General features: G+C 64.6%; 27 protein-coding genes. 10 read left to right on the top strand and 17 right to left on the bottom strand.

Annotation, left to right across the window (positions count from 1 at the left end):
- Window positions 1-19: 19 nt before the first annotated feature.
- Together GWG67_RS17630 and GWG67_RS17625 are read right to left on the bottom strand one after the other, a co-directional pair.
- Window positions 20-1,126, bottom strand: coding sequence for an amino acid ABC transporter permease (locus GWG67_RS17630; RefSeq protein WP_275170528.1), 1,107 nt, complete (start codon window positions 1,124-1,126; stop codon window positions 20-22).
- A 2-nt stretch (window positions 1,127-1,128) separates the two neighbouring features.
- Window positions 1,129-2,316: an amino acid ABC transporter permease gene (locus GWG67_RS17625; protein WP_275170527.1), complete on the bottom strand. Its 1,188-nt coding sequence runs from the start codon at window positions 2,314-2,316 to the stop codon at window positions 1,129-1,131.
- An 86-nt stretch (window positions 2,317-2,402) separates the two neighbouring features.
- Between GWG67_RS17625 and GWG67_RS17620 the strand changes: the two genes are divergently transcribed.
- From GWG67_RS17620 to GWG67_RS17605, 4 genes are all read left to right on the top strand, one after another.
- The gene (locus tag GWG67_RS17620; RefSeq protein ID WP_275170526.1) at window positions 2,403-3,275 is read left to right on the top strand and encodes a MurR/RpiR family transcriptional regulator; all 873 of its coding nucleotides are present in this window, start codon (window positions 2,403-2,405) and stop codon (window positions 3,273-3,275) included.
- A gap of 3 nt (window positions 3,276-3,278) precedes the next feature.
- Window positions 3,279-4,628: an aspartate aminotransferase family protein gene (locus GWG67_RS17615; RefSeq protein WP_275170525.1), complete on the top strand. Its 1,350-nt coding sequence runs from the start codon at window positions 3,279-3,281 to the stop codon at window positions 4,626-4,628.
- Between the two features lie 12 nt (window positions 4,629-4,640).
- The gene (locus GWG67_RS17610; RefSeq protein ID WP_275170524.1) at window positions 4,641-5,654 is read left to right on the top strand and encodes an amino acid ABC transporter substrate-binding protein; all 1,014 of its coding nucleotides are present in this window, start codon (window positions 4,641-4,643) and stop codon (window positions 5,652-5,654) included.
- A gap of 63 nt (window positions 5,655-5,717) precedes the next feature.
- Window positions 5,718-6,368, top strand: coding sequence for an aspartate/glutamate racemase family protein (locus tag GWG67_RS17605; RefSeq protein WP_275170523.1), 651 nt, complete (start codon window positions 5,718-5,720; stop codon window positions 6,366-6,368).
- Here the strand turns inward: GWG67_RS17605 and GWG67_RS17600 are convergent.
- Window positions 6,365-7,012 (bottom strand): TetR/AcrR family transcriptional regulator, encoded by a 648-nt coding sequence (locus GWG67_RS17600; RefSeq protein WP_275170522.1) that lies wholly within the window; start codon window positions 7,010-7,012, stop codon window positions 6,365-6,367. The two genes, GWG67_RS17605 and GWG67_RS17600, sit on opposite strands and share 4 nt — an antisense overlap.
- 135 nt (window positions 7,013-7,147) lie before the next feature.
- On the opposite strand from GWG67_RS17600, the gene GWG67_RS17595 reads away from it, so the two are divergent.
- The 5 genes from GWG67_RS17595 to GWG67_RS17575 are packed head-to-tail and all read left to right on the top strand — an operon-like array spanning window position 7,148 to window position 11,908.
- Window positions 7,148-7,357 carry a ferredoxin gene (locus GWG67_RS17595; protein WP_015687579.1) on the top strand — a complete coding sequence of 70 codons (210 nt, stop codon included), beginning with the start codon at window positions 7,148-7,150 and terminating at the stop codon, window positions 7,355-7,357.
- 57 nt (window positions 7,358-7,414) lie between these two features.
- Window positions 7,415-8,638 (top strand): cytochrome P450, encoded by a 1,224-nt coding sequence (locus GWG67_RS17590; RefSeq protein WP_275170521.1) that lies wholly within the window; start codon window positions 7,415-7,417, stop codon window positions 8,636-8,638.
- Window positions 8,639-8,671: 33 nt separating this feature from the next.
- On the top strand, window positions 8,672-9,994 hold the full coding sequence (locus tag GWG67_RS17585) for an MFS transporter (RefSeq protein ID WP_275170520.1): 1,323 nt from the start codon (window positions 8,672-8,674) through the stop codon (window positions 9,992-9,994).
- A gap of 3 nt (window positions 9,995-9,997) precedes the next feature.
- The gene (locus GWG67_RS17580; RefSeq protein ID WP_275170519.1) at window positions 9,998-10,660 is read left to right on the top strand and encodes a sulfite oxidase-like oxidoreductase; all 663 of its coding nucleotides are present in this window, start codon (window positions 9,998-10,000) and stop codon (window positions 10,658-10,660) included.
- A 24-nt stretch (window positions 10,661-10,684) separates the two neighbouring features.
- The gene (locus GWG67_RS17575) at window positions 10,685-11,908 is read left to right on the top strand and encodes a bifunctional alpha/beta hydrolase/OsmC family protein (protein ID WP_275170518.1); all 1,224 of its coding nucleotides are present in this window, start codon (window positions 10,685-10,687) and stop codon (window positions 11,906-11,908) included.
- A gap of 10 nt (window positions 11,909-11,918) precedes the next feature.
- Here GWG67_RS17575 and GWG67_RS17570 read toward each other — a convergent pair whose 3' ends face one another.
- Window positions 11,919-13,367 carry a PLP-dependent aminotransferase family protein gene (locus tag GWG67_RS17570; RefSeq protein ID WP_275170517.1) on the bottom strand — a complete coding sequence of 483 codons (1,449 nt, stop codon included), beginning with the start codon at window positions 13,365-13,367 and terminating at the stop codon, window positions 11,919-11,921.
- 82 nt (window positions 13,368-13,449) lie between these two features.
- Here GWG67_RS17570 and GWG67_RS17565 point away from each other — a divergent pair, with 82 nt between their 5' ends.
- Window positions 13,450-14,364 carry a DMT family transporter gene (locus GWG67_RS17565; RefSeq protein ID WP_275170516.1) on the top strand — a complete coding sequence of 305 codons (915 nt, stop codon included), beginning with the start codon at window positions 13,450-13,452 and terminating at the stop codon, window positions 14,362-14,364.
- Here the strand turns inward: GWG67_RS17565 and GWG67_RS17560 are convergent.
- The 13 genes from GWG67_RS17560 to GWG67_RS17500 all read right to left on the bottom strand — a co-directional run bounded on the left by GWG67_RS17560 (window position 14,343) and on the right by GWG67_RS17500 (window position 25,948).
- On the bottom strand, window positions 14,343-15,401 hold the full coding sequence (locus GWG67_RS17560) for a YeeE/YedE family protein (protein WP_275170694.1): 1,059 nt from the start codon (window positions 15,399-15,401) through the stop codon (window positions 14,343-14,345). The two genes, GWG67_RS17565 and GWG67_RS17560, sit on opposite strands and share 22 nt — an antisense overlap.
- Before the next feature lie 2 nt (window positions 15,402-15,403).
- The gene (locus tag GWG67_RS17555; RefSeq protein WP_275170515.1) at window positions 15,404-16,411 is read right to left on the bottom strand and encodes a zinc-binding alcohol dehydrogenase family protein; all 1,008 of its coding nucleotides are present in this window, start codon (window positions 16,409-16,411) and stop codon (window positions 15,404-15,406) included.
- A 64-nt stretch (window positions 16,412-16,475) separates the two neighbouring features.
- Window positions 16,476-17,807: a phenylacetate--CoA ligase PaaK gene (gene paaK / locus GWG67_RS17550; RefSeq protein ID WP_275170514.1), complete on the bottom strand. Its 1,332-nt coding sequence runs from the start codon at window positions 17,805-17,807 to the stop codon at window positions 16,476-16,478.
- A gap of 28 nt (window positions 17,808-17,835) precedes the next feature.
- Complete coding sequence (gene paaI, locus GWG67_RS17545) at window positions 17,836-18,285, bottom strand: hydroxyphenylacetyl-CoA thioesterase PaaI (RefSeq protein WP_275170513.1); 450 nt, start codon at window positions 18,283-18,285, stop codon at window positions 17,836-17,838.
- Window positions 18,286-18,340: 55 nt separating this feature from the next.
- Window positions 18,341-19,423 carry a 1,2-phenylacetyl-CoA epoxidase subunit PaaE gene (gene paaE, locus GWG67_RS17540; protein WP_275170512.1) on the bottom strand — a complete coding sequence of 361 codons (1,083 nt, stop codon included), beginning with the start codon at window positions 19,421-19,423 and terminating at the stop codon, window positions 18,341-18,343.
- A gap of 2 nt (window positions 19,424-19,425) precedes the next feature.
- A complete protein-coding gene (gene paaD / locus GWG67_RS17535; protein ID WP_275170511.1) occupies window positions 19,426-19,929 on the bottom strand; it encodes a 1,2-phenylacetyl-CoA epoxidase subunit PaaD in 504 nt (167 codons plus the stop codon).
- Window positions 19,923-20,699 (bottom strand): 1,2-phenylacetyl-CoA epoxidase subunit PaaC, encoded by a 777-nt coding sequence (paaC, locus tag GWG67_RS17530; protein ID WP_275170510.1) that lies wholly within the window; start codon window positions 20,697-20,699, stop codon window positions 19,923-19,925. Before paaC ends, paaD begins: the two co-directional genes overlap by 7 nt.
- The gene (paaB, locus tag GWG67_RS17525; RefSeq protein WP_211396968.1) at window positions 20,699-20,986 is read right to left on the bottom strand and encodes a 1,2-phenylacetyl-CoA epoxidase subunit PaaB; all 288 of its coding nucleotides are present in this window, start codon (window positions 20,984-20,986) and stop codon (window positions 20,699-20,701) included. The genes paaC and paaB overlap by 1 nt, the downstream gene beginning before the upstream one ends.
- A gap of 10 nt (window positions 20,987-20,996) precedes the next feature.
- Window positions 20,997-21,989, bottom strand: coding sequence for a 1,2-phenylacetyl-CoA epoxidase subunit PaaA (paaA, locus tag GWG67_RS17520; RefSeq protein ID WP_275170509.1), 993 nt, complete (start codon window positions 21,987-21,989; stop codon window positions 20,997-20,999).
- A gap of 76 nt (window positions 21,990-22,065) precedes the next feature.
- Window positions 22,066-22,932 carry a phenylacetic acid degradation operon negative regulatory protein PaaX gene (paaX, locus tag GWG67_RS17515; protein WP_275170508.1) on the bottom strand — a complete coding sequence of 289 codons (867 nt, stop codon included), beginning with the start codon at window positions 22,930-22,932 and terminating at the stop codon, window positions 22,066-22,068.
- Between the two features lie 104 nt (window positions 22,933-23,036).
- Entirely contained in the window at window positions 23,037-23,807 is a 771-nt protein-coding gene (locus GWG67_RS17510) for an alpha/beta fold hydrolase (protein WP_275170507.1), read from the bottom strand.
- Between the two features lie 201 nt (window positions 23,808-24,008).
- A complete protein-coding gene (locus GWG67_RS17505) occupies window positions 24,009-25,295 on the bottom strand; it encodes a DUF445 domain-containing protein (protein WP_275170506.1) in 1,287 nt (428 codons plus the stop codon).
- 197 nt (window positions 25,296-25,492) lie between these two features.
- The gene (locus tag GWG67_RS17500; protein WP_027568907.1) at window positions 25,493-25,948 is read right to left on the bottom strand and encodes a phasin; all 456 of its coding nucleotides are present in this window, start codon (window positions 25,946-25,948) and stop codon (window positions 25,493-25,495) included.
- Between the last annotated feature and the right edge of the window lie 73 nt (window positions 25,949-26,021).

Here is a 26,021-nt window from a genome sequence, read left to right as displayed (position 1 = left end):
TGTCCAGGACACGCGGCCTTCACCTTCCGCTCGTCGCCTCAAGGCTGCGGCTGTATCGTGACATCGCGAAGCAGAAGACAAAATAGATGGCGGCGACGAAGATGTAGACTTCGACGGAGAATTGCTGCCAGGCCGGATCGATGATCGCGGTCTTGGCCGTCGTCAGCAAGTCGAAGATCCCGATGATCAGGACGAGGCTGGTGTCCTTGAAGAAGGCGATGAAGGTGTTGACCAGCGGCGGGATGACGTGGCGGATCGCCTGCGGCAGGACGATTAGGCGGTTCTTGCGCCAGTAGGACAGGCCGAGAGCGTCGGCGGCCTCGTATTGGCCGCGGGGGACGGCCTGGAGGCCGCCGCGAATGACTTCGGCAAGATAAGCACCCGCGAACAGGATGATCGCGACCTGCGCGCGCAGGAGTTTGTCGATGTTGAATCCGTTCGGCATGAACAGCGGAAACATCACGCTCGCCATGAACAGCAGACTGACCAGCGGCACGCCGCGGATCAGCTCGACATAGAGCACGCTGAGCGAGCGGATCGCCGGCAGTTTTGAACGCCGGCCGAGTGCGACCAGGATGCCGAGCGGGAATCCGAACGCCAGACCAAAGGTCGCCAGGATCAGCGTCACCGGCAAGCCGCCCCAACGGTCCTGCGAGACGAACGACAAGCCGAATATGCCGCCCCACATCAGCACACTGATCAGCGCGAGCGCTCCGATCCAGAGATAGGCCAGTTCGCGCCGCCATAAGGCGCGGCGGCTGGAGAGATAGAACAGGCCAATGAAGAGCAGCACCGCCAGCGCCGGCCGCCACTGCTCGTCGAACGGATAGGTGCCAAACAGGATGAAGCGATATTTCTCGGGGATGATCGCCCAGCATGCACCGACGCCGCGTACCGCGCGGCAGGCGCTGGAATCGTTCGCCGGGGTGAGCCAGACCGCATTGGCAATGCCCCACTGCACGAAGCTGAAGATGGCCTTTGCGAGCACCGCCAGCAACACGACCGAGAGGATGCCGTTCGGGATCGACGAGAACAAATTGGTGCGCAGCCAGCGCAGCACCGGATTGCCAATCTGCGGGCGGCGGGCGGCGCGCGGTGCTTCCGGAATGTCGGCGATCGCCGTCATGGTCAGCGCTCCACCAGCGCGATGCGCGAATTGTACCAGTTCATGAAAAAGCTGATGCCGAGGCTGATGGTGAGAAACACCGCCATGATCAAAGCAATGGCCTCGATCGCCTGCCCGGTCTGGTTCAGCGTCGTGTTGGCGATCGAGACCACGTCCTGATAGCCGATCGCCACTGCGAGCGAGGAGTTCTTGGACAGGTTGAGGTACTGGCTCGTCATCGGCGGCACGATGACGCGCAGCGCCTGCGGCAGGATGATCTGCCGCAGCATGAAGCTGCGGCGCAGTCCGAGCGCGTTGGCGGCATCCCACTGCCCGCGCGGCACCGACTGGATGCCGCTGCGCACGATCTCGGCGATGAAGGCCGAGGTGTAGGTGACGAGCGCGATCAGCAGCGCGAAATATTCCGGCGCGAGCGTCAGCCCGCCGACGAAGTTGAAGCCGCGCAACCCAGGCCATTCGATCGTCCAGGCCACGCCGAGCAGCACGGACACCGCCGCAGGCAACACAACGAGCAGCCCGACTACAAAAGGCCAGGCCGGCCGCGGCTTGCCGTCGCGCATTTGCTGCGCGATGAGCCGCCGCCGGATGACATAGCACACGACAAGCCCGAGCATTGCCGTGCCGAGCACCCAAAGCTGCGGCGTCCCGATCGGAATCGCCGGCAAAATCAACCCGCGATTGGACAGGAACACGCCCTCGATCGGCCGCCATGCCGCGCGCGCGGCCGGCAGCGCCTGCATCAGCACGTACCAGAACAGGAGCTGGAGCAGCAGCGGGATGTCGCGGAGCGTTTCGACATACACCGCGGCGAGCCGCGACAGCAGCCAGTTGGCCGACAGCCGCGAGATGCCGATCACCGTGCCCAGGATGGTTGCAAGCACGATTCCGATCACGGCGACGCGCAGGGTGTTGGCGATGCCGACGACGAAGGCCCAGAGATAGGAGTCTCTCGGATTGTAGGCGAGCAGACTGTCGGCGATGGGCATGCCGGCCTCACGGCCGAGGAAGGCAAATCCGGTCGTGATGCGGCGCGCGGAGAGATTGGTCACCGTGTTGGACCAGAGGAAGACGATGACCGCGACTGCGATCCCGACCACCAGGGCCTGCCAGAACAGGCCTTTCAGCTCGCGCCGTCCGAAAGCGCCGAAGAAGCGGCGGCGCGGCGGCGGTCTCGGAGCGTCTGACGTCACAGCACAAAAATCCTTCTCGAAACGGCGATTTCCGGCGGCGTACGTCAACTGTTGCACCAAACTCTACTTCGTGCAACAAATGTTTCATGACCGAGCCCGCGAAATCCTCGCCGCTGAGCGAACTGCGCATTGCATTGCCATCGCTTCCGATGCGGTTGCAGGAGGTCGGGCGTTTCGTCGCGGCCAACGATTACGACGCCACCACGCGTTCGATGCGCGATCTCGCAGCGGTTGCCGGCGCCGATCCCGCCGCGTTCACGCGGCTTGCCAAGGCGATCGGCTATTCGGGCTGGGATGAATTGCGCGCGGCACTGACGGAGGCGCGGCGGCCCTCGCAGATAGCGCTCTTCTCCGGCCGCGCCAGGAGCCGCCGCCACGGCCCGAACGCCGATGTCGCGCTCGTCACCGAAAAGCTGGAGGCCGAGGCCGCCGGCCTTCCGCGCATTCCGGCCCAGCCGATTGCGGAGGCGGCGCGCGCACTCCACGACGCAAAACGGATCTGGATCACCGGCTACCGAAGCTGCCGCAGCGTCGCAGAACTGCTGAACTACGAGCTCCGGCTGTTTCGTCCCGAAGAGGTGCAACTGGTCGGCGCCTCCGGCCCCGACGATCTCGACCTCGGCGCGTTCCGGCCCGGCGAGGCCGTCATCGTCATCGGCTTCATGCCCTACACCCATGCGAGCGTCCGGGTTGCGCAGGCCGCTTATCGTGCCGGCGCGGCCCTGATCGCGATCGCCGATAGCCCTTCGGCGCCCATGGCTGAAGGCGCCGACCACGTGCTGCTGTTCGAGGCGGCCTCCTCTCCCGGCTTTTTCCCGAGCCTCACCGGCGCCATTGCGATCGCGCAATCGCTGGCCGCCGTGACGTTTTCGCTCGGCGGCACGGCCGCGAAGAAGCGCCTGGAGAATACCGAGGCGCGGCTGGCCGCGGCTTCAACTTACGTTTCAGAGAAAGGTTGACCCATGGCCGCTCGCACCAGCCGCGTGCTGCATCGTTCGCTGCGCGAAACGCCGCCCAAGGCGATCGGTGGCGAAGGCGTCTACCTCTTCGCCGAGGACGGGCGGCGCATCATCGACGCCTCCGGCGGAGCTGCGGTCTCCTGTCTCGGCCACCAGCATCCGCGCGTGATCGCAGCGATCACGAAGCAGGCTTCGACCCTCGCTTATGCCCACACAGCCTTCTTCTCGTCCGAGCCGGCGGAGGCGCTGGCCGAGAGGCTGGTCGGCCATGAGCCCGGTGGCCTCGCCTACGCCTATTTCGTCAGCGGCGGATCAGAAGCGATTGAGGCCAGCATCAAGCTCGCGCGGCAGTTTTTCATCGAGCGCGGCGAGCCGCAGCGGCAGCACTTCATCGCGCGGCGGCAGAGCTATCACGGCAATACGCTCGGCGCGCTCGCGGCGGGCGGCAATGCCTGGCGCCGCGCGCCCTATGCGCCGCTGCTCTCCGACGCCTTCAGCCACGTGACTCCCGCCTTTGCCTATCACGAGAAGCACGAGGGCGAATCCGATGCGCAATTCGTCGCCCGGCTTGCGGCCGAGCTCGAAGCCGAGTTTCAGCGCCTCGGTCCGAGTACGGTCACCGCGTTCCTCGCAGAGCCCGTCGTCGGCGCCACCGCAGGTGCCGTGACGGCACCGGACGGTTATTTCAGGGCGATGCGCGAGATCTGCGACCGACACGGCGCCCTGCTCATCCTCGACGAGGTCATGTGCGGCATGGGCCGCACCGGCACCACACACGCCTGGGAGCAGGAAGGCGTGGCGCCCGACATCCAGGCGATTGCCAAGGGTCTCGGCGGCGGCTACCAGCCGATCGGCGCGATGCTCGCAAGCGGCAGGATCATCAACACAATCCGCTCAGGTTCGGGCGCCTTCCTGCACGGCCACACTTATCTCGCGCATCCCCTCGCTTGCGCTGCTGCGCTCGCGGTGCAGGACGTGATCCTCGAGGACGGCCTGCTCGACCGGGTCAAGGAGCGCGGCAAGCAGCTCGAGCAGCGGCTCACCGAGCGCTTCGGCAATCACCGCCATGTCGGCGACATCAGGGGCCGCGGCCTGTTCTGGGCGATCGAGCTCGTCGCCGATCGCGCCAGCCGGACTTCGTTCGATCCTGCGCTGAAGGTGAATCAGAAGATCAAGGCGGAGGCCTTCGCCAACGGCCTCGGCTGCTATCCCGGCGGCGGCACCGTGGACGGCATCCGTGGCGACCACGTGCTGCTGGCGCCGCCCTATATCGCTTCGCCGGACGAGATCGACCTGATCGTCGACAAGCTCGGCACGGCCGTCGACAACGTATTGCGTAGTGTCAATCACTGAGGGGAGAATAGCATGATGAGGAAAGTGGTTATCGTAGCCGGCGTGCTCGCGGCATCGACAGTGGTCGCGGCGGCGGCAACGCTCGACACGGTGAAGAGCCGCGGCACGCTGATATGCGGCGTCAGCGCCGGTTTTGCCGGCTTCTCCGCGCCGGATTCGCAAGGCAACTACAAGGGTCTCGACGTCGATTATTGCCGCGCGCTCGCCGCCGGCGTGCTCGGCGATGCCAGCAAGGTGCGTTACGTTTCGCTGACCGCGCAGAACCGCTTCACCGCGCTGCAATCGGGCGAGATCGACGTGCTCTACCGTAACTCGACGCAGACCTATTTGCGCGGCGTGACACTGGGCCTGCGGCAGGGACCGGTCAACTTCTACGACGGCCAGGGCTTTGTCGTGAAGAAGGACCTCGGCGTGAAGGAGATTAGGGATCTCAAGGGCGCCACCGTCTGCGTCGCGCAGGGCACCACGCATGAGGTCACGCTCGGCGATTATGGCCGCGCCAACGGCATCGACTGGAAACCGCTGGTGTTCGACCGCGTCGACACCATGTATCAGACCTTCTTCGGCGGCCGTTGCGATGCCATGACCCAGGACGCTTCCGCGCTCGCAGGCGCCGTCACGACCGCGGCGCCGAACGCGGCCGACTACGTCGTGCTGCCGCAGACCATCAGCAAGGAGCCGCTCGGCCCCTTCACCCGCAATGGCGACGAGGTCTGGAGCGACATCATCACCTGGCTGCATTACGGCTTGATCGAGGCCGAAGAGCTTGGCGTCACACAGGGCAATGTCGACGAGATGGCGAAGTCGCAGACGCCCGCGATCCAGCGCCTGCTCGGTGCCTCCGGCGATCTCGGCTCGCGGCTCGGGCTCGACAATAAATGGCTGGTCACGGCCCTCAAGGCCACCGGCAATTACGGCGAGATCTACGAGCGCAATGTCGGCAAGGCGAGCCCGCTGAAGCTCGAGCGCGGCCTCAACGGCCTCTGGAGCAAGGGCGGCTTGATGTACGCCGTGCCGTTCAAGTAAACGCTTAGCGTGTCCCGGACGCGCTGCGCCCGGGACACCCGACCTTGTATCAGGTAACGTTCAATGACGACGTCTCCTCGCATCGCGCTGATCCACGCCCTCAAGCATTCCATCGCTCCGATCGAGGCTGCGTTCGCAAAGGCGTGGCCGGAAGCGCGGCTGATGAACCTGCTCGACGATAGCCTGTCGGCGGATCTGGCGCGCGACGGCAAGCTCAATGATGCGATGACCGAGCGCTTTCTTGCGCTCGGCCACTACGCCGCGGCGACGCGCGCGGATGCGATCCTGTTCACCTGCTCGGCCTTCGGTCCCTGCATCGAGGCGGTTGCGCGCGCGCATGCGCCGATGCCGGTGCTCAAGCCGAACGAAGCCATGATCGAACGGGCAGTGACGATGGGCCGGCGCATCGGCCTGCTCTCGACCTTCCCGCCGACGCTGGCATCGATGCCGCCGGAGTTTCCGGCCTCCGTCCAGATCGTGCCGAAACTTGCCGAAGGAGCGCTGGCGGCGCTCGACCGCGGCGACCGCGCTACGCATGACCGGCTGATCGTGGAAGCCTCACGCGATTTGTGCGATTGCGACGTCGTCGCGCTCGCGCAGTTCAGCATCGCGGCAACTGCGCCTCTCGTGGCAGAAGCTACCGGCAACCCCGTCGTGACCACGCCTGACAGCGCCGTCGAGAAGCTGATGAAGTTGCTGAAAGCGAAGACCTAAGCGCCGGCCTTGTTCCGGCGCCGCGCGCCCTTGATCGCCGCCGCAAGCGCTGCCTTCGTTTCGCTGACAAAATCCTCGACCAGGTCCTCGCGTGTGGCATGGGCCGCCTCGCCGGTGAACAGACCCTGCTCGGCCAGCATCACCACGCCGTGCAACGCCGCCCAGATCTTGAGCGCTTGCCGCTCGCGCAAGTAATCGACTGCCGGAGCTTCCAGCGCCTCGATCACGAGCGCAAAGGTTTCGCGCGTCGCGTCGTGCAGCTCGCTGCCTTTCGCCGCGCACGACACCGTGCGCGAGGCGAACATCAGGCGATAGATGCCATTGCGACGTAAGCCGAAATCCAGCGTCGCCTGCGCCAGCAGCGACAGCTTCGACCGCTTCGACGGCTTTGCCATCGCCGCCCGCAGAAGCGCGCTGAGCTGCCGGAACGCCTCCGCCGTCACCGCCGCAAGCAACGCCTCCCGATCGGCAAAATGCCGGTAGGGCGCCGGCTGCGAGACGCCCAGCTGCTTTGCGAGCGCCTTGATGCTGATCGCCTCCGTCCCGCCCTGCTCGGCTTCGCGTAGCGCGGCCTTGATCAAGGCGTCGCGGAGATCGCCATGGTGGTAGGTATTCTCGGGCTTGCGGGCAACTTGTGAACGCATGTTGCGCAGAGCCTATAAGTTTGCGCTTGACAGGGGAAGCCTGCCGCGAATGTAATAGCCTATAACTTGAACAAAAACTCAGATGGGAGCGCGCGCCGCCTTCGGGTCGGAGCGCAGACGACCGAGGGAGCCGCCATGACAGAGCGACTGAGGGTTCACGTCGATCCCGACAAATGCCAGGGACACGCGCGCTGCAAGGCGCTGGCGCCGGAGCTGTTCGAGCTCGACGAATACGGCAATGCCCACGAAGCCGGCGACGGCATCGTCCCGCCCGGCCTCGAGGACAAGGCCTGGCTTGCCAAATCCAATTGTCCGGAAATCGCAATCGACGTGATCGAGGAGTAGCGCAGCCGCTGCCGCCCCGCGAGCCTTCCGCGAACACGAGCCCCAAGGGATTTCGAGATGTCCGACGTCAGCCAGCCCGCCGCCCATCCGCCCGTGACCGACTGGGTCCATGATTTCGACCACACCGATCCGCAATGGACGGAAGATCCCTTCCCGATCTGGGACGAGCTGCGCGCCGCAAGCCCGGTCGTGCACACCGAGCGCTTCCTCGGTTGTTACATGCCGACGACCTATGAGGCCGTGCGCGAGATCGCCAACGACAGCGAGCATTTCTCCTCGCGTCGCATCATCGTCCGAGACGTTCGGCCGGAGATCACCAGCAGAAACTCCGCCCCGCCGATCACGTCCGATCCGCCCGTGCACAAGCCAGCCAAGCAATTGCTGCTGCCGCCGTTTACGCCGGACGCGATGAAGAAGCTGGAGCCGCGGGTGCGCGCGATCTGCAACGAGTTGATCGACGGCTTCATCACTGAAGACCGACTGGACGCGGCAGAGCGCTACACCAAGCACATTCCGGTCCGCGCGATCGCCCACATGCTCGGCATCCCCGAGACAGACAGCGATCTCTTTATCCGCTGGATCCACATGATCCTGGAACTGGGCATCAAGGACGAAAACACACTGCTCCAGGCGGTGCAGGAGATGACCGGCTATTTCAGCGCCCATATCGAGGCGCGCAAGAACAAGCCGACCGACGACCTCATTTCCTATCTGATGAATGCCCGGGACAAGGACGGCAATCCGCTCGAGGATTCGCACGTGCTGGGCTCGCTGCGCCTGCTCCTGATTGCCGGCATCGACACCACCTGGAGCGCGATCGGCTCCTCGCTCTGGCACCTTGCCCGGACGCCCACCGACCGCGAGCGCCTGATTGCCGAGCCCGAGCTGATCCCGACCGCGGTGGAGGAACTGCTGCGCGCCTATTCGCCGGTGACGATGGCGCGCGAAGTGGTCAAGGAGACCACGGTCTCAGGCTGCCCGGTCAAGACGGGCAACATGGTGCTGCTGTCCTTCCCGGCCGCCAACCGTGACCCGAAAATGTTTCCGGATGCTGACAAGGTCGTGATTGACCGCCGCGAGAACCGCCACGCCGCCTTCGGCCTCGGCATCCACCGCTGCGTCGGCTCGAACCTTGCGCGCATGGAGATGCAGGTTGCGCTGGAGGAATGGCTGAAGCGAATTCCGGACTTCGCCCTCGATCCGGCAGGCACGGTGACCTGGTCACAGGGAACCGTCAGAGGCCCCCGCCAGTTGCCATTTTTGCTCGGAAAGGCGATGTAGACCTCTCCAAAGAGCGATACGGAGAGGCCGGACGTGACTGAGCAAATAATCCGACCGGCCTCCGACCACATTGACGTTGCCGACGCCAAGCGCCGGATCAAGGCGATCTTCATTGGCTCGATCGGCAATCTCGTCGAGTGGTACGACTTTTACGCCTACACCGCCGTTGCGCTCTATTTCGCACCCGCCTTCTTTCCCGGCAACGACCCTGTCGTCCAGCAGTTGAATGTCGCCGTCGTATTCGCGGCGACCTTCCTGATGCGGCCCCTGGGCGGCTGGCTGTTCGGCTATATCGCCGATCATTACGGGCGGCGCATCTCGCTGACGCTGTCGGTCGTCTTCATGTGCTTCGGCTCGCTGATCATCGCGTTGACGCCGACCTACGCCACGATCGGCTTCGCCGCGCCGGTGATCCTGGCGCTCGCCCGCGTCATCGAAGGCTTGAGTCTCGGCGGCGAATACGGCGCCAGCGCCACCTACCTCAGCGAGGTCGCCGACCCCAAGCACCGCGGCTTCTATTCGAGCTTCCAATACGTCACCCTGATCGGCGGCCAGCTCACCGCGATCATCGTCCTTCTGCTTCTGCAAAAGATCTTCCTCACGCCGGAGGAACTGAGAGCCTGGGGCTGGCGCATCCCGTTTGCGATCGGTGCGGCGCTCGCGATCTTTGCCGCCGTGATGCGGCGCGGCTTGCACGAGACCGAGGCCTTCGAAGAAGCCAGGAAGGTGGTGAAGCCGACCGGCTCGCTCACCAATTTGCTGCGCTATCCCCGCGAGCTGCTCCTGGTGGTCGGCCTGACCGCGGGCGGCACCGCGGCGTTCTACACCTTCACCACCTACATGCAGACCTTCGTCAAGCTTTCGGTGGGGTTGACCGAAGACCAGACCACTTTCGTGATCTTCGGCACGCTGATCTTCGCGACCATCCTGCAGCCGATCTATGGCGCCATCTCCGACAGGATCGGCCGCAAGCCGTTGCTGATCTTCTTCGGCGTCGCCGGCACGCTCGCAACCGTGCCGCTGCTGACGACGCTGAAGGAGACCAAGTCGCCTTTCATCGCGTTCATCCTGATCTGCGCCGCCTGGCTGTTCGTCGCCGGTTACACTTCGATCAACGCCGTGGTGAAGGCCGAGCTGTTCCCGACCAATGTCCGCGCCCTCGGCGTCGGCCTGCCCTATGCTATCACCGTCTCGCTGTTCGTCGGCACGGCGCCGGCGATCGCGCTCTATTTCAAGAGCATCGGGCATGAGGAGTGGTTCTACTACTATCTCGCCGGCATCATCTGCCTGTCACTGATCATCTATTCCACCATGCGCGACACCAAGCACGCCTCCGCGATGCACCGACACGAGTAGCCGATGGCCGAGGACAACGAGCCCCCCGACAGCAAGCTGACGCGCACCAAGGAAAAATGGGCGCGCGAAGGCCGCTTTTTGACCGGCAAGATCACGCGCCCGGAAGATCAGCGCCTGCCGCCCGGCCAGCATCTGACAAAAGATTGGCCGGTGCTCGATCTCGGGGTCGTGCCGCCGGTTACGCGCGAGCGCTGGCGGCTCGACGTCTACGGCGCGATCGAGAACCCCGTGTTCTGGACCTTTGCCGAGTTCGCCGCCCAGAAACAGGCGCAGTTCACCTCCGACATCCACTGCGTCACCACCTGGTCGCGTTACGACAATGAGTGGGAGGGGCTCGCGACCCGCGAGCTGCTCGCGGCCTGCCAGCCGCGCGAGGACGCGCGCTTCATCGTGCTGCACTCCCATGACGGCTACACCACCAACCTCACGCTGGACGATTTCGCCGCCGAGGATGCATTGCTCGCCCATAGCTGGTCGGGTGAGCCACTATCGGCCGAACATGGCGGCCCGGTGCGGCTGGTCGTGCCGCATCTGTATTTCTGGAAGAGCGCCAAATGGCTCCAGGCCATCGAATTCCTGACCGAGGACGCGCCGGGCTTCTGGGAAGTCCGTGGCTATCATAACCGTGGCGATCCCTGGACAGAGCAACGCTATTCGGACGACTAGGTTCAAGCAAGGACGGGGAAGCTCATGCCGACAGAGCGCTTTCAATTCACTGGCGGAGGCGGCCATCAACTTTCGGCCGCGCTGGAGCTACCCGACGGCGAGCCCGCGGCCTTCGCACTGTTCGCGCATTGCTTCACCTGCGGCAAGGACACGCTGGCCGCCAAACGCATCTCGGTCGCGCTCGCCGCCAAGGGCATCGCAGTGCTGCGCTTCGACTTCACCGGGCTCGGCTCCAGCGAGGGGGATTTCGCCAATTCGACGTTTTCCTCCAACGTGGCCGATCTCGTGCGCGCCGCCGATCATCTGCGCAGCGTCCTCAAGGCGCCGTCGATCCTGATCGGTCACAGCCTCGGCGGCGCCGCGATCCTTGCGGCAGCAGGACAAATCCCGGAAGCCAAGGCGGTTGTGACCATTGCCGCACCATCCGATCCCGCCCACGTCACCGGCCTGTTCAAAGAGCATCTCGACGACATTCGCACGCAGGGTGAGGTCGAAGTCTCGCTTGCGGGGCGCCCGTTCCGGATCAAGCGCGAATTCCTCGACGATATCGCCGAGCAGGAGCTGATGAAGGACATCACCGCCCTGCACAAGGCGCTGTTGGTCATGCATTCGCCGGTCGACGATACCGTCGGCATCGACAATGCGACGAAGCTCTTCGTCTCCGCCCGGCATCCCAAGAGCTTCGTCTCGCTCGATCATGCCGATCATCTCCTCACCAAGCCGGCCGACGCACTCTACGCAGCCGACGTCATCGTGGCCTGGGCAAGCCGGTACATCGACACGGCAAAACCTGCGAAGGCGATGGATCTCCCCGAGGCACCGCGCCGGGTCGTGGTGCAGGAGACCCGCAAGAGCAAGTTCAACCAGGTCGTCAGCGTCGGACCGCACCGTCTGGTCGCGGACGAGCCGGTCGCCGCCGGCGGCGAGGATGCCGGCCCTGGTCCCTACGATCTCCTGCTCGCTGGCCTCGGGGCCTGTACCTCCATGACCATGCGCCTCTATGCCGACCGCAAGTCGCTGCCGCTCGATCGTGTCATCGTCTCGCTGAAACATTCGAAGATCTACGCAAAAGACTGCGCGGAGTGCGAGACGCGCGATGGCATGCTCGACCAGATCGAGCGCGACATCGCGATGGACGGCGCGCTCGATGCCGAGCAGCGCAAGAAATTGATGGAGATCGCCGACAAGTGCCCCGTGCACCGCACGCTGACGTCGGAAATCCGCATCGTGACCAAGGCCGTGGAATAGCGCGCTGGCGCTAGAAGCAGGACGCCATCGTCCGCACCGCCGCGGTGATCTCGCTCTCGCGCCAAGCCGCGAAGCCGAGCAGCAGGCCGTGATCGCGCGGCCTGCCCAGTGCCAAGCCGGACAGGGCACGCGTTTCAACGCCCGCTTCGACCAACCGCTTGACCGCCGCCTGATCGGCGCGGCCGCGCTTGAGGCGGGCGACGAGCTGGAGGCCGCCCGGGGGCACTTCGGCAGCGAGAACGTCGCCCAAATGGCGCTCCAATCCCTCCACGAGGTGATCGCGGCGGGCGTGATAGATCCGGCGCATCCGGCGCAGATGCGCCAGGAAATGCCCGTCAGCGATGAACTCGGCCAGTGCTTCCTGGATGTGGCTCGCGGCGATCAGTCCGATGTGCCGCTGTACGATCTCGAGGATGTTGACCAGTGCCGGCGGAACGACGAGATAGCCGAGGCGGATGTCCGAGGTCATGGCCTTGGAGAACGTGCCGACATAGAATACGCGGCCATGGGCATCGAGTCCCTGCAAGGCCGGCACCGGCCGGCTGTCATAGTGGAATTCGCCGTCGTAATCGTCCTCCACGATCCAGGTCTTGCCGGGCCTGCTCAGGCCAAGAAACTCCGTGCGGCGCGAGAGCGACATCAGGCGGCCGGTCGGGTGCTGGTGCGACGGCGTCATGAAGATCAATGTCGGGGCCGCCAGTCCCGGAATCCGCTGCATGCCCTGCTCGTCCAACCTCATCCCGATCACGCGCGCACCGGACGCACGGAAGGCGGCCGCGGCGCCAGGATAGCCGGGATCCTCGACCCAAACGTCGTCGCCGGGGGTGATGACGGCTGCCGCAATCAAGGTCAACGCAGCCTGCGCGCTCGGCAGAATGAGGATCTGATCCGCCGTCGCGCGCACGCCCCTGCTGGTCGCGAGATAATGCGCCAATGCCTCGCGCAGGCGCGTCCGGTTGACCGGTCCGAACTCGCGCTTGGCCGCGCGCACAGCGCTGCGGCGCAGGCAGCGCGCCCAGACCTCGTTTGGAAACTCCCTGAAATCGCCGGGCCCGGGACGCAAGGGTCTTAGTCGCGCCTGATAGGACATCGGCCAGTCGGTCTGCGTGAGGCTCGAAGCCCAGGGCGAAAGCCGCGGCTTGCCAAGGCGCATGCGAGATGCGACGGCGCCCCCCTCTGCGACGCGCTCGCCGCCGTCGACCGTGACTATCGGACGGCGGCCGTGCGACGTTTCGAGATATCCCTCGGCGGCGAGCTGCTCGAACGCATAGGTCACGGTGTTGCGCGAGACGCCGAGATCGCTCGCAAGCCGGCGGCTCGAGGGCAGCGTGCGGCCTTTGACGAGACGGCCGCTCGCGATCAAGCTGCGGAGCTGGCCCGTCAGTTGAGCCACCAGCCCCTCGTCGTCGGCTCGGTTCAGGTCGATCTGGGCGGAGATCAGGCTTTCCGGAACTGGCACCTTAATCCTTTCCGATCTGGCACTTCTTAAGGTGCCAGATAGAAGCTATCCGCAGGACCGGATTGCTTCAAGGACCTCCGAGATGAACTCTCTTTCCCCCCGCGCGGCCGTTGGCCTGTTCCTCATCGTCGTGCTGGCTTGGGGCGTGAACTGGTCGGTGACGAAGCAACTGGTGCAGTTCGTGCCGCCGCTGTGGAGCGCGACGATCCGGAGCTGGATCGCGCTGGCTGGATTGTTCGTGATCCTCGGGCTCAGCAACAATCTAGTGATCCCGGACCGGCGTGACATTCCGGTCGTCCTAAGCGTTGCACTGCTGCACATGACGCTGTTTTCGGTTCTGGTTGCTTCGGGTCTGCGCTTCCTGCCCGCAAGCAAGGGCGTCGTGCTCGGCTACACCACACCGCTCTGGGTCGCGATCGCCGCGCCCCTGCTCGGGAAGGACACTTTGACGCCGCCGAAGCTCACCGGCGCACTGCTGGGGCTGATCGGCCTGATCGTCATCCTGAACCCGGCCTCGATCGACTGGGCCAATACCAATGTCGTGCTCGGCGCCGGCATGGTTATCCTGGCCGCAATCTCCTGGGCCGGGAACATCATCTATATTCGCGCGCATCGCTGGATCGCCTCGCCGCTCCAGCTTCTGATCTGGCAGGTGCTGGTGGCGACTATCGTGCTGTCAGTGAGCGCGACCATCGCGGAGGGCCTGCCGCGGGTGGAGTGGTCGTGGAGGCTCGTCCTGCTGTTCCTGTATTCCGGGCTGATCGGGACGGTGCTGGCCTATTGGGCGATGTCGATGGTGAACAAGAGTATCTCGGCCCTGACGACCTCGCTCGGCACCACCGCAACACCGCTCGTCGGCATCGCCAGCGCCGCGATCCTGCTGGGCGAGCCGATCAACATGAGTCTTGTCGTCGCGGCGGCGCTGATCGTCACCGGGATCGGTCTCGCAACGCTCGGCGATCGCCTGCTGCGTGGTCAGGCTATCGCGAAGGGCTGAACGCGCAGCATCCCGCGCAAGCCCGCCGTCGTGCCGAGCAGGATGCCGGCAAGTGCGACGAACGAGCCGAGCGCGAGCGTCGATACGCCAGTGAGCCCCTGCCCGATCGAACAGCCGAAGGCCATCACGCCGCCGATGCCCATCAGCGCGGCACCAGCCGCCGATCGCAGCATGTGGCGTGGCGATGAATAGCCTTCGAGATGGAAACGACCGGTCGCAAGCGCGGTGACCAGACTGCCAACGAAGACGCCGCCAACTGTCGCGATGCCGAAATTCAGCGTCAGGCCGGTCGAGAGCATGGCATATTGCAGGCTGTCTGCGATCGGCGCGATGAAGGTGAGCGAGGTCACTGGGACGGGGTTGAAGTCATCCGCGCCGAGATAGCCAGTGACGAACCAGCCGCCGGCGACCAGGAGACCGACGATGACACCGGCCGCAATCTGGCCGGGCGAGCGCCGGAACGCCGGGTGCGCGAAAGCAAACAGGATCAGCACGACGACGATGACGGCAGCAGCCAGCGCGCGCGAAACCGCTTCAGCCGGCCCGAACGTCGCCAACAATGACGGCAGCGAATTGACGTTGACCGTGGTTTGCGAGGCCTGAACCAGCGCGATGCGCGCCGGCGCGATCAGGCCCTTGAGCGTCATCTGCGCGGCGATGGCGAGCACGACCACCACGACGAAGGAGCGCAGATTGCCGCGACCGAGCAGCACCAGCGCGCGTGAACCGCAGCCGTTCGACAGCACCATGCCGTATCCGAACAGAAGCCCGCCGAGAAACAGCACCGGCACCGAAAAGGATTGTTGAAGGTAGATCGACTTGCCGAGATCGACCATGCCGTTGCCGGCGAGGAATTGGCTTGCTGCGACCGCAACTGCGATCGCCAACGCATAGGTGCGTACCAGTCGCCCGTCCCCCTTCGACAGCCAGCCGCGCATGCTGCTCATCAGGCAGAAGCCGCTGAGCAGGCCGACAGCACCGTAAACCAGGCCAATGACGAGGCCGGCGAGGATGACGAGCTGGGTGGACGAGTCCATCATCAAGGCTTCAGGATCACGCGGTCCCGCGACGATCCGGCAACGGCGACATAGGCCTCCTTCGCGCGTTCGAGCGGATAGACGGCGTTCGCCTTGATCGGGAACGGTTTCAGGTGCCCGCTAGCGAACCCCGGTCCGAGGTCACGCAGCACAGCACCTGTCGCGATCGACGACAGGCCGAGCGTATCGATGCCGACATAGGTGTGCTGCCCGCGATAGAATTCGAGGATGTTGAACTGCACGATGCGGTCAATCGCGGCGATCAGGATCTGGCGGCCGCGAAGTGCGAGCGACTTGTGCGCCGCCTGGAAATAGGGATCGCCGACCGTGTTGAAGACAATGTCGGCGCCTTTACCATCGGTCAACTCGCGCACGCGCGTGGCGACATCGGTCGCGGAAGCGTCGATCACCTCGATGGACGCGTTGGCATGGCCCTCATAAGGTTCCGCCTTGCGCACCACGCCGATGACGCGCGCGCCCTGCCAGGTCGCGATCTGCACCGCCGCTTGACCGACCTTGCCATTGACGCCGAACACCAGCACCGTTTCGCCGGACTTTGGAATGCTGGCGCGGCGAAAACCCTCCATCGCGGTGACAAAGGGCACGCCGATGCCGGCGGCCTCCTCCCAGGACACGGTCTTCGGCTTGTCGACCACCGCGTCGGATTCAACGACGAGATGGCTGGCGTGAGTGCCGTCGCGACGGATGCCGAGATCGCCGGAGGAGCCGAACACCTCGCGGCCGATCATACCGGCTGGTCCGTCGATCACCACACCTGCGTAGTCGCGCCCGGGGGTGCGCGGAAAGACGGCATAGGGCATCAGCCCGGTCGCGGCCTTGACGTCGGAGGGATTGACGGCGGCGGCCTTGACCTCGATCAGGAGATCATTCGGACCACGCGCGAGGGTATGACGCTCGATGGCAGGTGCAAGCGCGGCGGCGTTCTCCGCCTTGGCATTGAGGCGCACGCAGCGCGCGTCGACGGCTCTGGTATCGGCTGGTGGTGACATCGAAAGGCCCACAACTTCTCGCGGGCCTTGTCGCCTTTGGGGACGGTCGAGTCAATCCGTCAAGTCAATCCTTGGGCCGCTTGTCGTAGAGCCGCTTGGCCTTGCCGAGCGAGCGCTCCAGCGTGGCCGGCGCAACCACGCTCACCCTGGAGCTGATGCCAATGGTGTTCTTGATGTGAGTAGAGATCCGGTCGGCATGATCGAGGAGACCCCGGCCGTCCCAACTCTCCGGCCGCGCCTCGGCAATGATGGTCAGCTCGTCCATTCGTCCTTCGCGGGTGAGTTCCAGAATGAAATGCCCGCCGCACCAGTCGGTGGCGAGCAGAACCTCCTCGATCTGGGTCGGGAACAGGTTGACGCCGCGCAGGATGATCATGTCGTCTGAGCGCCCCGTCACCTTCTCCATCCGCCGCATGCCCGGCCGCGCCGTGCCCGGCAACAGGCGCGTGAGATCGCGGGTGCGATAGCGGATCACCGGAAATGCTTCCTTGGTGAGCGAAGTAAAGACCAGTTCGCCCTTTTCCCCGTCGGGCAGCACCGCACCTGTGTCGGGGTCGATCACTTCAGGATAGAAATGGTCTTCCCAGATGTGCAGTCCGTCCTTGCTCTCGATGCATTCCTGGGCGACGCCGGGGCCGATCACTTCGGAGAGGCCATAGATGTCGGTCGCATCCATGTCGAAGGCATCCTCGATCTCGCCGCGCATCGCATTGGTCCAGGGCTCCGCGCCGAAAATGCCGACCTTGAGCGAGCACTGGCGCGGATCGAGCTTCTGGCGCTTGAACTCGTCGAGGATCGCAAGCATGTAGCTCGGCGTCACCGTGATGATGTCGGGCCGGAAATCGTTGATGAGCTGCACCTGCCGCTCGGTCATGCCTCCGGAGATCGGCACCACCGTGCAGCCGAGCTTTTCGGCGCCATAGTGCACCCCTAACCCGCCGGTGAAGAGGCCGTAGCCATAGGCATTGTGGATGATCATGCCGGTGCGACCCCCGGCGGCGCGGATCGAGCGCGCCATCACGTCCGACCATGTGTCGATGTCGCGTTGCGTATAGCCCACCACGATCGGCTTGCCCGTCGTGCCGGAGGACGCATGCACGCGCACCAGTTTTTCACGGGGCACGGCAAACATGTTGAAGGGATAATTGTCGCGCAAATCCGTCTTCACCGTGAACGGGAATTTCGCAAGATCCGAGAGCTCTCGAAATTGCGACGGATGCACGCCGGCCGCATTGAAGGCCTCGCGATAGTGAGCGACGTTGTCGTAGGCGTGCTTCAGCGACCAGGCCAGCCGCTGCACCTGCAGCGCTATGATTTCGTCGCGCGATGCGCGCTCGTGCGCATCCAGCTCGGCCTTATAGGTGTCGCCACCTTCCTTGAGCCTCGTCAGAGCCATCCTCGTTTCCCCGTATCATTGCTTTTCTTTATTGGTCCTGCGCCGGCAGCCAATTGCCGGAAATAACCCGCGAATGCCCGCGGAATTCGGCGATGACTGTATCGCCGGCAGTGACGCGCACGTCATAGATTCCGGAGCGGCCGCCGCGCGTGACCTCGCGCGCTTTTGCGACGAGGCGATCGCCGAGCTTGCCCGGCTTGATGAAAGTGATCTGGCCCTGCGCCGCCACGACGCGGTCGTTATGCGAGTTGCACGCGAAAGCGAAGGCGGAATCGGCCAGCGTGAAGATGAAGCCGCCATGGGCGATGCGCTGGCCGTTGACCATGTCCGGCCGCACATTCATCGCCAGCGTCGCATAGCCCGGCCCGATCTCGACGATCTCCATGCCGAGTCCTTTGGAGGCATCGTCCTCCGCCCACATCGCATCCGCGCAGGCGCGGGCAACATCCTCGGGCGACAAGGAGGCTTTGACGTTCACGCGCTTCTCCCGTCCGATTGTTTGCACACGATGTTCTGCTGCCTGGCTCAAGCTGTCAAACGTGGTCGTAATCGACCACGACCCGCTCCGACGATGGTTTCGCCTGACAGGTCAGGACAAAGCCGGCCTTCAGCTCCCAGGGTTCCAGCGAGTAGTTGATGTCCATCGGCGCCTCACCTTCCACCAGTTTGGCGCGGCAGGTCGAGCACATGCCGCCCTTGCAGGCGAAGGGTAGATCGACGCCGGCGCGCAGTGCGGCATCGAGGATCGCCTCGTCCTCGGCGACCGGCACGTCGCGGCGCTTGCCGTCGATGATCAGCGACGCGATCGCTTTCGGCGGCGCGTCCGGCGCAACGATCTTCTTCGGCCGCGGCTTGCCACCGAATTCGGAGACAAACCGTTCGACGTGGATACGTTCTTCCGCGATGCCGAGATCTCGGCAGGTCGCCTCGATGTCCTCGCTCATGCCAGACGGACCGCAGATGAAGACGTGATCGACGCTTTCCGCCGGTACCAGCGAGCGCAGCAGCACCCTCACCTTGTCGCCGTCGAGCCGGCCGTGCAGGATCGGAATGTCCTGTTCCTCGCCGGAGATGACGTGGAAGATCGAGAGGCGGTCGATGAAACGGTCCTTGAGCTCTTCAAGCGCCTCGAGGAACATGATGTTGTCGGTCGTGCGATTGCCGTAGAACAGGAAGAAGTGGCTATCCGGTTCGCGCGCAAGCGTACCCTTGACGATCGACAGGATCGGCGTGATGCCGGAGCCCGCGGCAAAGCCGACATGGATGCGGCCGGCGCCGGCCGGCGGGATCACGCCGAAGCGTCCCGTGGGCGTCATCACGTCCAGCGCATCGCCGCACTTCAGATCGTCCGCCGCCCAGCTCGAAAACGCGCCACCATCAACCTTCTTGACGGCGATGCGTATCTCGCCGTCGTCGGGGCCGGAGCAGATCGAATAGGAGCGGCGCACTTCCTCGCCATCGAGCATGGTGCGGAGCGTGAGGTATTGGCCGGGCGTGAAGGCGTAGTCGGTCGCTAGCTCCGTCGGGATGGCAAATGTCAGCGATATGGCGTCCGACGCCTCGCGGCGGAGGTCGTTGACGGCCAGGCGATGGAAGCGTGGTGCGGCTGCTGACATGATCAATGACACTTAAAATAATCGAAGGGTTCGCGGCAGGTCCTGCAGCGCCAGAGAGCCTTGCACGAGGTGGAGCCGAATTCGGACAACAACTCGGTATTCGCCGAGCCGCATTGCGGGCACGTAAGAGCCTGCTCGCCGAACAGCGCGCGGCGTGAATTCGAAGCCTGCGGCGGCGCGATGCCGTAGGCGTGAAGCTTCCGGCGGCCCTCTTCGCTCATCCAGTCGGTGGTCCAGGCCGGCGACAGCACGGTGCGGACCTTTGGCGTGCGGAAACCTGCGCGCTCCAGCGCGACCTCGATTTCCAACGCGATCATGTTCATGGCCGGGCAGCCCGAATAGGTCGGGGTGATCGCGACCTCGACGTGATCGCCGTCGAGCACGACATCACGGAGCACGCCGAGATCGGCGATGGTCAAAACCGGGATTTCGGGATCGACCACGCTCGCCGCGGCATCCCAGGCCCGTTGGCGCAGTTCGCTATGGGGCTCCAGCACCGTCACCATGTCTGCCCCGGGAAAGTGCGCTGCATCGACTGCAGCTCGGACAGAAGATGGCCAAGATGCTCGCTGTGCCGCCCGGAACGACCGCCTTGCTGCATCCAGCCGGTCTGCGGCAACTCGAGCGTGGCTTCACTGACGACACCCGAGAGCGTCGTCAGCCAGCGACCGCGCAAGCTTCCGGGATCGACGGCGATATCGGCATGGATCAGGGCGCGCTCGCCTTCATCGACGGCAAACATCTCACCGGTGAAGGCCCAGAGATGATCGATCGCGGCCTGCGCGCGGGCGTGGCTCTCATCCGTACCATCGCCCAGCCGGATGATCCACTCCGAGGCATGGCGAAGGTGATAGGCGCTCTCCTTCTCCGACTTGGCGGCAATCGCAGCGAGCGTCGTATCGCGCGAGATCATCATGGCGCGCCAGTAGAGATCGGCGAAGGCGGAATAGAAGAACTGCCGCACCAGCGTCTGGGCAAAGTCGCCGTTCGGCTGCTCGAGGAGCAGCAGATTGCGATACTGCCGGACATCGCGAAGGTAGGCGAGCTTGTCTTCGTCGTTGTCCTTGCCTTCGGCTTTGGCTGCGTAGGTGTAGAGTTCGCGGGCTTGGCCGATGAGGTCGAGCGCGATGTTGGAGAGCGCCATGTCCTCTTCCAGCATTGGCGCATGTCCGCACCATTCCGACAGCCTGTGTCCAAGGATCAGTGCGTCGTCGGCGCGGCGCAATGCGTAGAGCACCAGCGGCGTCTCTGAGACCTGGATGTTCGCGGCGGGCATCACATGTGCCCCACTTCGTCTGGCACTTCGTAAAACGTCGGATGCCGGTAGATCTTCGATTCCGCCGGCTCGAACATCATGCCCTTGTCCGCGGGATCGCTTGCGGTGATCGCCGTCGACGGCACGACCCAGATCGAAAGACCCTCGCCGCGACGGGTGTAGATATCGCGGGCGGCCTGCAAGGCCATCGTGGCGTCGCTCGCATGCAGCGAGCCGACATGCTTGTGCGCGAGTCCGTTACGGCTGCGAATAAAGACTTCCCACAGCGGCGTGTTCGGCGTGGCCATCGTGATTTCCCTAGTCTGCCGCTTGTGCAATTCGACGCTGCGCGCGCTTTGCGGCGTAGGCCTCGGCCGCCTCGCGTACCCAGGCGCCTTCGTCATGCGCCTTGCGGCGCGCAGCCATCCGGTCACGGTTGCACGGGCCGTTGCCGGCGAGCACCTGCTTGAACTCGGTCCAGTCGATCTCGCTGTAACGCCAGTGCCCGTCCGCATCCTGGATCATGCCGGGATCAGGAATGGTGAGGCCGAGATATTGCGCCTGCGGCACGGTGGCATCGACGAACTTCTGGCGCAGCTCGTCATTGGAGAAGCGCTTGATCTTCCATTTCGTCGAGGTGTCGCTGTGCTGGCTGGTGGCATCGGGCGGGCCGAACATCATCAGCACCGGCCACCACCACCTGTTCAAGGCATCCTGCGCCATCGCCTTCTGCTCGTCCGAGCCGCGGCACAGCGTCAGCATGATTTCATAGCCCTGGCGCTGGTGGAACGACTCCTCCTTGCAGACGCGGATCATCGCGCGCGCGTAAGGACCGTAGGAGCAGCGACACAGCGGGATCTGGTTCATGATCGCGGCGCCGTCGACCAGCCAGCCAACGGTGCCGATGTCGGCCCAGGTCAGCGTCGGGTAGTTGAAGATCGAGGAATATTTTGCCTTGCCCGCGAGCATGGCGTCGACCAGCTCTTCGCGCGAAGTGCCGAGCGTCTCGGCCGCGGCATAGAGATAAAGGCCGTGGCCGCACTCGTCCTGCACCTTGGCGAGCAGCGCGGCCTTGCGACGCAAGGACGACGCACGCGTGATCCAGTTGCCTTCGGGCAGCATGCCGACGATTTCGGAATGAGCGTGCTGGGAAATCTGGCGGGTCAGCGTCTTGCGATAGGCCGCCGGCATCCAGTCGTTCGGCTCGATGCGCTCTTCGGCATCGATGCGCGCCTGGAAATGCGCAGCTTTGGCCGCGTCCTCAAGACCGCGATCATCGGTCTCGGTCGTGTTCAGCGCCTGGGTATACATGCGCGTCCTCCCATTTTATTGAGAGGGAATATATAACAAGAATTATCTCATGCAAGATATTTCTGTAACATAATGATCAAGCCGCGAATCGCCTTTCCAGCAGCTTCCGCGCCGGCAGCAATGGCCCCTTCTCATTCGTTCCATGGCCATCAAGCCATTGTTCCGATGGGGCAAGCAGCGCGCGATAGATGTCGCCGCACAGAGCGCGGGCGGCCTTGCCCGGCCAGTTCGCCGGAAGCAGGCTTTCGGGCAGCAGCGGATCGCGCAGCACGACGCGGCGGTAATGGTGGATCAGGAGGATGCGCGCCGTGAAGGCGTCGGCCTCGGACAGCTCCGTGCCGCGCGCGATCGCGGTGCGCAGCGGCTCGAAGGTCTTCATGAACTTGAGGTAGGCGTCGGCGGTGCGGTCCAGCGGCCAGCTCGCACTGAGCAAGCGCCGACCACTGTCATCCTCGGCCGAGACTTCCAGACGGATGGCCCCCGCAGCTTCGGCCGGCACTGGCACGCCTGACGGGGCGACCCACACGCCCGGCAGCGGGCTGCCGAAGCCGGCATTGCGCAGCGCCTCGCGCGAGGCGTCGCGATCCTCGCCATTGCCGATCAGCAGCAGCTCGAAGCGGCCGGTCCAGTCGGACGGAGGCGGATCGTAGATATGGCGCGTCGCGGCCTCGAAGATCTGGCGGCCCTTGTCGGCTAAGCGGTAGAAACTATTGCGGCCGACCTTTTCGCGCGTCAGCCAGCCATCGGCGGCAAGCCGCGACATCGCGGTACGTACCACGCCGCTGTCGATGTCCAGGCTCTCGAAGAATTTCAGCAGCGTGCCGAGCCATACCGAACCGCCACGCGGCACGATGGCATCGCCGAACACGGTGATGACGATAGAGCCGGTGCGCGACGGCTCGCGCTTGAGCTGCTCGATGATGCGGGACAACGGATGCGCCATGCGCGAGGCATAGCGCGTTTGGTGCGGGCGCGACAATGGACGGGTGCGACGGTCTTCTCCCTCGCCCCGTTCTTACGAGGAGAGGGTCGGGGTGAAGAAAAGCCCTACCGATGAGGATCGGGATAGACCACGCTGCGCCAGCCGCGGCGGTCGAAGGGCCGCCACTGGCCTTCCTTCTGCGCGAGGCGGTCGGCGACGGCATAGACCGCAGCCGGGTGATGGCCCATGCCGCAATGGCTGCTCTCGATCTCGATGCTCTCGGTCTGCGCGCCCGACTTCTCCATGCAGCCCTGCCAGGCGCAGACGCCGTCGGTGCGGCTGAAGATCGCCGTGGTCGGCACCGGCGGCGGGACGGCGAGGTCGCCGCCGAACTGCGGATCGACCTCGTCGGACTTCCGGCCGCTCGCCCATTCATAGACGCGCCAGGCATTGGTCGAATGCGGATTGCCGGCAAAGGGGCTGCCGAGCGTGATCACCTGGCGTACGCGGTCGGGCATCATCTTGGCGAGCTGGCGCGCATAGAGACCGCCGAGGCTCCAGCCGACCAGGCTGATCTTGCGGCCGTGCCTGTCGCTGAGCTCCTGAACCAGATCCACCATCGCGTGCTGCACGCCTTCGCGCAGGCCATAGTTGCGGCCTTGGCGCCAGCCGCTCACCGCATAGCCCTTGCCGGACAGAAAGGTGCGCAGTGCACGCGTGGACCCGTCGGAGGCCACGAGGCCCGGCAGAACCAGCACCGGATGCCCATCGCCGCGCGGCGCAAGGCTGAGCAGCGGCAGCGCGCCGAGGAATGCGCCGAACTCGTGGATCGCTCGCCCTTCCAGGAACATCAGGGTACGAGATGGCGGGCTCAGCGTCTGGGCAGTAGCGGTCATCAATGGTCCCCTTGGGAAAATGGCTGAAAAGGCCACCGGGCACGTGCCGGCAAACGGGTATGGACTTCCAACACGCCGGCTTCTTGATCGTTCCGCAACGCAACATGAATCAGCTAGGCAGCGGGTTCCCGGCATTCAAGCGGGAGACACCTCGGGCCACAATAGGCCCGCGCGTAAATGCTGACGTCCGTGACGCAAAAGTCACAACAATCGAAGCAGGAATTCTACGGAGTACAGCGCAAGGCCTGCGAGCCCGCCGATCAGCGAGCCGTTGAAGCGGATGTACTGCAGGTCTCGGCCGATGTTGATTTCGATCAGCGAAATCAGCTGCGCCATATCCCACGATTTGACCTGGTCGGAGATGAAGGTCGAAACGCCGCTCTTCTGATCCGCGACGAAACTGCGCAGCACCGCTACCAGGCCCTTGTTGATCTCGCCGCGCAGCTCGGCATCGCCGGCGAGCGCTTCGCCCGCCGCGACACACATTCCGGCGAGATGATGCTGCAGCACCTGCGTCTCGCCGCTTGCGCTACGCTCGATGAAGGAGCGCGTGTTGGCCCAGACGGTGCGGGCGAGATCGGCAAGCTCGGGACGCGCGAGCAGATCGCGCTTCAAGCCGTCGATGCGGTCGATATAGGCCTGATCGGCGCCGAGCCGGTCGACGAAGCTCAGCACCATGCGATCGAACTCGCCGCGAAAAGGATGTTTGGGATCGCTGCGCACTTCATTGAAGAACGCGGTGGCGGAGGCCACGATCTTGTTCACCAGAAATTTGTCGGCCCGATAGAGCCTGAGCAAGGTCGGCAATTCCGCGCGCACCTTCTCGCGGATCATCGCCATCGTCTCGGTCTGGTTCAGCGTCTCGTGCATCACGCGCAGAAGATCGTCGAACAGGATCTGATGCCGCCCTTCCGCGACGAAACCGCGCAACGTGCCGGCCGCGAGCGGCGCCAGGTCGATCGCCTGAAGCTGCGAGGACATGCGGCGGATGATGAAGGTCATCAGACCGGAGCTCTCGGTGGCGGAGACAGCCTCCGGCAGCAGGCGCAGCGCAAAGCGCGCGAGGTCATCGCTGCGCTTGCGATCGCGCAGCCAGTCGGCGACGAAGGAGCCGAAATCGATCTCCTTCAGCTTGGCCTCGACGGGAGCAGCCTCGAGGAAATGCACCTGGATGAATTCGCCGAGCTTGTCGGCGATACGGGCCTGGTTGCTCTGGATGATCGCGGTGTGCGGGATCGGCAGGCCGAGCGGACGCTTGAACAGCGCCACCACCGCGTACCAGTCGGCGAGCCCGCCGATGGTCGCGGCTTCCGCGAAGGCCGCGATGAATCCGAACACGGGATGCACGGGCAGCAGCCATTTCGCAACGACGAACAGGACAAGCGTCGAGCCCAGCACTAGCGTCGCCAGCGCTTTCACGCGGCGAAGCTCGGCTGCGCGTTCGGCGTCGCCTGGGGTGTCGAAGGAGAAAGTTGCGGGTGGAGTCATCACAGCATCACCCTATCCGTCATTGCGAGCGAAGCGAAGCAATCCAGAGTCTTTCGAAGGAGGCAGACTGGATTGCTTCGCGGAGCCTGTCATCGGGCCGCGCTTCGCGCGGACCCGTTGGCTCGCAATGACGGCTGCGGCGCAAAAACAAGGCCCGCCGAAGCGGGCCTCAAATTCAGTTTCTCGTCTCAGGCAGATCAGGCGGTCTTGTTGTAGACCTTGGCAAAATTGTCCTGAGCGGACTTCGCACCGTTTGCGGCGAGCTTGCCGAAATAGTCGGTGGTCGCCTTGGCGCGCGAGACGAACGCTTCGCCGCGGGCGCGGAGCAGGCCGGACTGGATCTCGACAGCTTCGCTGAACGACTTGGCGGACGCGAGCTTGTCGATGCCCGCGAAGAATGCCTCGGCGTCCTCGTAGATCGCCTGCTGGATGTTGCGGCTGATCTTGCCGGCTTCGGTGACGGACTCGGTCACCGCGTTTTCGACGGCGGCGGTCACGCGCTCGGAGCCAGCGAACACCTCGGCAGCACGGTCCTTGGCGGTATTGGCGGACTTCTTGACGAACTCGCGGGCGGCCTCGGGAACTTCCAGGTTCTGGATGTTCTTGAACGCGTCCTTGAAGCCTTCGAAAGCGGTATTGGTTTCGGTGGTCATTGGGGTCTCTCCATCCTCATTGGGTTGAGCTATGGGCTCACCCCGTCCGGTTTCGGCCCGGGGCACGGCTTAT

Origin of the sequence: Bradyrhizobium sp. CSS354, assembly GCF_029051725.1 — a bacterium.
Lineage (GTDB): Bacteria > Pseudomonadota > Alphaproteobacteria > Rhizobiales > Xanthobacteraceae > Bradyrhizobium.
Note: the sequence above shows the minus strand (reverse complement) of the source record. Positions and strands in the feature narration are given on the sequence as shown.